Annotated in this window: 4 protein-coding genes; 1 reads left to right on the forward strand and 3 read right to left on the reverse strand. The window is 75.8% G+C overall.

Annotated features, from left to right (window positions below; all coding sequences use genetic code 11):
• The 3 genes from AC5FZL_RS15020 to AC5FZL_RS15030 all read right to left on the reverse strand — a co-directional run.
• Positions 1-1,157: RtcB family protein (locus AC5FZL_RS15020; protein ID WP_493619693.1), on the reverse strand; the 1,157-nt coding region annotated here is incomplete at its 3' end.
• A gap of 42 nt (positions 1,158-1,199) precedes the next feature.
• Positions 1,200-4,451, reverse strand: coding sequence for a heavy metal translocating P-type ATPase (locus AC5FZL_RS15025; protein WP_493619694.1), 3,252 nt, complete (start codon positions 4,449-4,451; stop codon positions 1,200-1,202).
• 23 nt (positions 4,452-4,474) lie between these two features.
• Complete coding sequence (locus tag AC5FZL_RS15030; RefSeq protein ID WP_493619695.1) at positions 4,475-4,708, reverse strand: heavy-metal-associated domain-containing protein; 234 nt, start codon at positions 4,706-4,708, stop codon at positions 4,475-4,477.
• Between the two features lie 170 nt (positions 4,709-4,878).
• Here AC5FZL_RS15030 and AC5FZL_RS15035 point away from each other — a divergent pair.
• Positions 4,879-5,954: AAA family ATPase (locus tag AC5FZL_RS15035; protein ID WP_493619696.1), on the forward strand; the 1,076-nt coding region annotated here is incomplete at its 3' end.

Raw genomic sequence — 5,954 nt, forward strand, 5'->3', positions numbered from 1 at the left:
TTGACGATCCGCCGCAGGGTGTGGCGCACCTCGACGAGGTCCGCGGCGTCGGCCATCACCGTGTCGATGTCCTTGTACGCCGCAGGGATCTCGTCGAGGAACGCGTCGGTGTCGCGGTACTCGATGCCCTTCATCGCCTCGCGCAGCTGCTCGCGGGTGAACTGCTTGCGCGCCGCGGTGCGCGACAGGCTGCGCCCGGCGCCGTGGGGGCTCGAGTTCAGCGAGTCCGGGTTGCCACGCCCGGTGACCACGTAGGACGCCGTCCCCATCGACCCGGGGATCAGGCCGGCGTCCCCGACGTCGGCCTTGATCGCGCCCTTGCGCGAGACCCACAGCTCGGCGCCGAAGTGCTCCTCGCGCTCGGTGAAGTTGTGGTGGCAGTTGATGCGCTCGGCCTCCTCCACGTGCTCGCCGAGGTGGTGGGAGACGGCGGTGACGACCCGGTCCATCATCTCCTCGCGGTTGAGCAGGGCGAAGCGCTGCGCCCAGCGCAGGTCGGCGATGTACGCGTCGAACTGCCGCGTCCCCTCGGTGAGGTACGCCAGGTCGCGCTCGGGCAGGTCGACGTCCGCCTTGCGGCAGACCTCGACCGCGACGGCGATGTGGCGCATCGCCATCTTGTTGCCCACCCCGCGGCTGCCGGAGTGCAGGAACAGCCACACGCGGTCGGTCTCGTCGACGCTGACCTCGATGAAGTGGTTGCCCGAGCCGAGGCTGCCGAGCTGGAGGCGCCAGTTCCCCGCGGCGGCGTCCGGGCGGACGCCGGCCTGCTCGGCCGCGCGTTCCAGCTCGGCGACCCGCTCCCCCGCGCTCGGCGTCAGCTTCTTGTTGTAGACGCCGGCCGACAGCGGGATGGCGTGCTCGATCGCGGTGCGCAGCCGCGACAGCTTGCCCGCGCGCTCGACGTCCTGGCGCCGCCACTGGGTGCGGACGGCGATCATGCCGCAGCCGATGTCGACGCCCACCGCGGCCGGGATGATCGCACCCTCGGTGGGGATGACCGACCCGACGGTCGCCCCCTTGCCGAGGTGGGCGTCGGGCATCAGCGCCAGGTGCGGCTGGATGAACGGCATGGACGCCGCCCGCTCGGCCTGCGCGCGGGTCTCCGGCTCGAGGATCGAGGCCCAGGACAGCAGCTTGTCGTTGATCCGCTCCACCCGGACAGCGTGGTCGGGACGGCGTCCGCTCGCCATCGGGTTTCAGCGCGCCTCCACGGTGAAGGGGGCGGTGATGACGCGGCCGTCGGCGAGCCGGACCTGGGCCCACAGCCGGTGCAGGCCCGGGGCGTCGAAGCGGACGTGCAGGCCCAGCTCGGGCCCGAACCGCTGGCCGGGCAGCGCGAAGACCGGGTCGCCGTCGGCGTCCTCGACCTCGGCGTGCTCGTGGGCGAAGGTCTGCCCGTCCGCGCGCATGACCACGACGTGCCCGGCGGCGGCGAGGTAGGGCTGCAGGTCGTCCAGCGGGCGGCCCGTGGCGGCGTCGGTGAACGACATCTCCAGGTCGCTGCCGGCGCCCACCACCGCCAGCCCGTGGAGGTCGACGCGGACGCCGTCCACGACGGCCGTGCGCCCGCTCTCGGTCAGCGGCTGCGCCGGTGCGGGCGGCCCGGCGACGGTGAGCACCTGCCGGTCGTGGACGTCGCCCATCTCCCCCTGCCGCCGGAACTCGGCGTTGACCACGTACTCCCCCGCCGTGGGGAAGGTCAGGTCCACGGCGAGCTCGCCGGGGCGGCCGGTGGGCTCGGGGTGGACGTGCGCGAACGTCCCGAGGTCGGCGCGGGTGACGATGAGGTGCATCCAGACCTCGTGGCTGAGGGTGAGGTCGTCGACCGGAGCGCCGGTCGTGACGTCCAGCAGCGTGACGACCGCCCGGGTCGGCCGGCCCGGTCGGGTGCCGGCGGGGACGTCGAGGCGCACCTCGAGGCCCGCGGTGAGGGAGTCGGTGGCCTCGACGTCGGCGGTCATCATCGTGCTCATGGCGGGCCGCACGGGCATGCCGGTGCGCTGGGTCCAGGCCAGGACGCCGTTCATGCCGCGCTCGGCGCCGTCCGTCCGGCTCAGGGCGGTCAGACCCGCCCCCAGGGTCAGTGCCAGGACGGCGACCCCGGCGAGGTACGCGTACTGGCCCAGGCGCGCGGCCACCGGCGGGTGCAGGACCTCCGCGACGCCGGCCGGGCGCCGGAAGCGGCGCAGCCGCAGGGCGTTGGTCAGCACGCTGACCGAGCTCATCGCCATCGCGGCGCTGGCCAGCACCGGATCCAGGAGCAGCCCGTCGAGGCCGTACAGGGCGCCGGCGGCCACCGGGATGAGGAGCAGGTTGTAGCCGAACGCCCACACCAGGCCCTGCTTCATCGTGGTGACGGTGCGCCGCGACAGCGCGATCGCCGCGACGACGCTGCGCAGGTCGCCGCCGACGAGGGTGATGTCGGAGGCGGCGATCGCGACGTCCGCGCCGGTGCCGATGGCGATGCCGACGTCGGCGGTGGACAGGGCCGCGGCGTCGTTGATGCCGTCGCCGACCATCGCGACGACGTGCCCCTGCTCGCGCAGCGCGGCCACCGCGGCGGCCTTGTCGGCGGGCAGCACCTCGGCGAGGACGTCGGCGATGCCGACCTGGGCGGCGATGGTGCGGGCCGTGGCGGCCGCGTCACCGGTGAGCATCACCACCTGCAGGCCGAGAGCCTGGAGCCGGGCGACGGCCTCGGCGGACTCCGGCCGCACCGTGTCGGCGACGGTGAGGACGCCCGCGAGCGCGCCGTCGACCGCGACGAACAGCGGCGTGGCTCCGTCGGCCGCAGCGCGCTGCGCCGCCGCGGTCAGCGGGATGACGTCGACGCTGCGGGCCGCCATGAGGGCGGCGTTGCCGACCGCGACCGGGCGGCCCGCCACGACGGCGTCGATGCCGTGCCCGGGGACGGCCTCGAAGGCGTGCACCTCCGGCAGCGCCAGCCCGCGCTCGCTGGCGGCGGCCACGACGGCCGAGGCGACGGGGTGCTCGCTGCCGGTCTCGGCGGCCGCGGCCAGGGCCAGCACGTCCTCCTCGCGCCACCCGGGTGCGGCAGCGAGGCCGGTGAGCGCCGGCTCGCCGCGGGTGAGGGTGCCGGTCTTGTCGAGCACGACGGCGGTGACGCGGCGGGCGGTCTCCAGCGCCTCGCCGTTGCGGATGAGGATGCCGAGCTCGGCGGCGCGGCCGGTGCCGACCATGACCGCGGTCGGCGTCGCGAGCCCGAGCGCGCACGGGCAGGCGATGATGAGGACGGCGATGGTGGTGCTGATCGCCATCGTGAGCCGGTCGGCGTCCGGCCCGAGCAGCGCCCAGGCGGCGAACGTCGCGACCGCCAGGACCAGGACCGCCGGCACGAACCACGCCGAGACCCGGTCGGCGAGGCGCTGCATGGGCACCTTGGCGCCCTGGGCGTCCTCGACCAGCCGGACGATCTGCGCGAGGGCGGTGTCGGCGCCGACGGCGGTCGTACGCAGGACGACCGAGCCGGTGCGGTTGAGGGTCGCGCCGATCACGGCGTCCCCGACGCCCTTGTCCACCGGCAGGCTCTCGCCGGTGAGCATGCTCTCGTCGACGGCGGTCGCGCCGGAGGTGACGACGCCGTCGACCGGCACCGCCTCCCCCGGGCGCACCCGCACGAGGTCGCCGACCACGACCTGCTCGACCGGGACGTCGACCTCGCGGCCGTCGCGCAGCACCCGCGCCGTCGTGGGCGCAAGGCCGACGAGGGCGGTGATCGCCGCGGCGGTGCGCTTCTTGGCACGGGCCTCCATCCACCGCCCGGCGAGCACGAGGGCGAGGATCACCAGGCTCGTCTCGAAGTAGACGTGCAGCGGCAGCCCCCAGCCCTCCGCGACGCCGGGCCACAGGGTGACGAACGCGCTGTAGAGGTACGCGACGCCGGTGCCCAGCGCCACGAGGGTGTCCATCGTCGTGGTGCGGTGCTTGGCCGCCGCCCACGCCGCCGCGTACACCTCCCGCCCGGCCCAGGGCTGCACCACCGTGGCCACGACGAAGATCGCCGGCATCAGCCAGTCCATCGCGTCGATCGGCAGCGGCACGTACATGAGCACCATCAGGCCCAGGCCGACGGCGAGAGTGGTCTGCCAGCGGCGCTCCAGCGCCGCCAGGGAGGCGTCGGGCTCGGCGTCCCCGGTGTTCCGCACGTCGTCCGGGCTCGGCTGCTCGGGCGCCTCCGCGGCCGTGCGCCGCGGCGTCGCGGTGTAGCCGGCGCGCTCGACCGCGGCCTGCAGGTCGCCGACGCCGACCGCGCCGGGGTCGTAGGTGACGGCAGCCACCTCGGTGGCCAGGTTGACCTGCGCCTCTGCCACGCCGTCGACGCGGCGCAGCGCGCGCTCCACGCGGGCGACGCACGAGGCGCAGGTCATGCCCCCGATGTCGAGGCGCGTGCTCGTCGGAGTGGTCGGGGTGATGTCGGTGGTGGTCATCGCGCCTCCTCGGGGTGCGGCGGTCACGGGACGAGGGCGTAGCCGGCCTCGTCGACGGCGGCGGTGATGTCGGCGCGGTCGACGGGCCGCTCGGCGAAGACCGTCACGGAGCCGGTGGCCAGGTCGACGTCGACCCGCGAGACGCCGGGGACCTGACCGATCTCCTGGCGCACCGCCCGCTCGCAGTGGGCGCAGGTCATGCCGGTGACGGCGAACGTGGTGCTGCCGACGAAGGTGCGGGGCGTGCTGCTCATCATGGGGAGCTCCTCGGGCTCAGGGGTTGCTGGGACGCCTCCCACCCTGCGAGCGCGGCCACCGGCCTCGCGCCGGCAGAACCGCCAGGCCTGCCGTGTCAGAACGACGGCGCCCCCGGCAGCGTCCTGGTTCTGACGGCCCGGCTGCCGTGGTGCGTCGCTAGGGTCGGCGCGTGCTGCGGGGACGGGAACGGGAGGCCGCCGCGGTCGCCGCGCTGCTGGACGGCGCCCGGGCCGGGCGCGGCGGGGCGCTGGTGCTGCGCGGGCAGCCGGGGGTGGGCAAGTCGACCCTGCTGGCCGAGGTCGTCGCGGGGGCGGCCGGCGTCACCGTCCTGCGCACGCAGGGCGTGGAGTCGGAGTCCCCGCTGGCGTTCGCGGCTCTGCACCGCCTGCTGCGGCCGGTGGTGCGGTGCGCCGAGGCGATCCCGGCCCCGCAGGCCCGGGCGCTGCGGGCGGCGTTCGGGGAGACCGGTGAGGACGTCCCTGACCGGTTCCTCGTCCTCCTCGCCACGCTGAGCCTGCTCGCCGAGGCCAGCGAGGCCGCCCCGGTCCTCGCCGTCGTCGACGACGCCCACTGGCTGGACGACGCGTCGGCGGCCGCGCTGCTGTTCGTCGCCCGCCGCCTGGAGTCCGAGCGCGTCGCCCTGCTCTTCGCCGCCCGCGAGGGTGACGTGCGCACCTTCGACAGCGGCGACCTGCCGAGCCTGACCCTGGCCGGGGTGGACGCCGAGGCGGCGGGCGCGCTGCTGGCCGAGCGGGCCGGCGTCGCGGTGCCGGCGCACGTGCGCGACGCGCTGCTCGCCAGCACCGGCGGGAACCCCCTCGCCCTGGTCGAGCTGAGCGAGGCGCTGAGCGCCGAGCAGCTGACCGGGGCCGTGCCCCTGCCCACGCGGCTGCCGCTGACCGAGGGGGTCCAGCGGGCGTTCGCGGACCGCTGCCGGCGGCTGCCCACGGCGGCGCAGCGGCTGCTGCTCGTCGCGGCGGCCGACGACTCCGGGCGGGCGGCCGTCGTCCGCCAGGCCGCCGCCGAGCTCGGCGCCGGAGAGGAGGCGCTGGAGGACGCCGAGCGGTCGGGGCTGCTGCACGTGGCCGGAGCGGCGCTGGAGCTGCGCCACCCGCTGGTGCGCTCGGCGGTCTACGGCGCGGCGACGAGCACCGAGCGCCGCCGGGCGCACCGGGCGCTGGCGTCGGTGCTCTCCGGTGGGCACGACGCCGACCGCCGGGCCTGGCACCTGGCGGCCTCGGTGGA

The organism is Quadrisphaera sp. DVD1 (assembly GCF_058932755.1).

What these genes read in the sequence shown, in the direction of transcription:
- AC5FZL_RS15030 (WP_493619695.1), bottom strand. Translation starts at nt 4,708, where the DNA reads ATGATGAGCAGCACGCCCCGCACCTTCGTCGGCAGCACCACGTTCGCC.
- AC5FZL_RS15025 (WP_493619694.1), bottom strand. Translation starts at nt 4,451, where the DNA reads ATGACCACCACCGACATCACCCCGACCACTCCGACGAGCACGCGCCTC.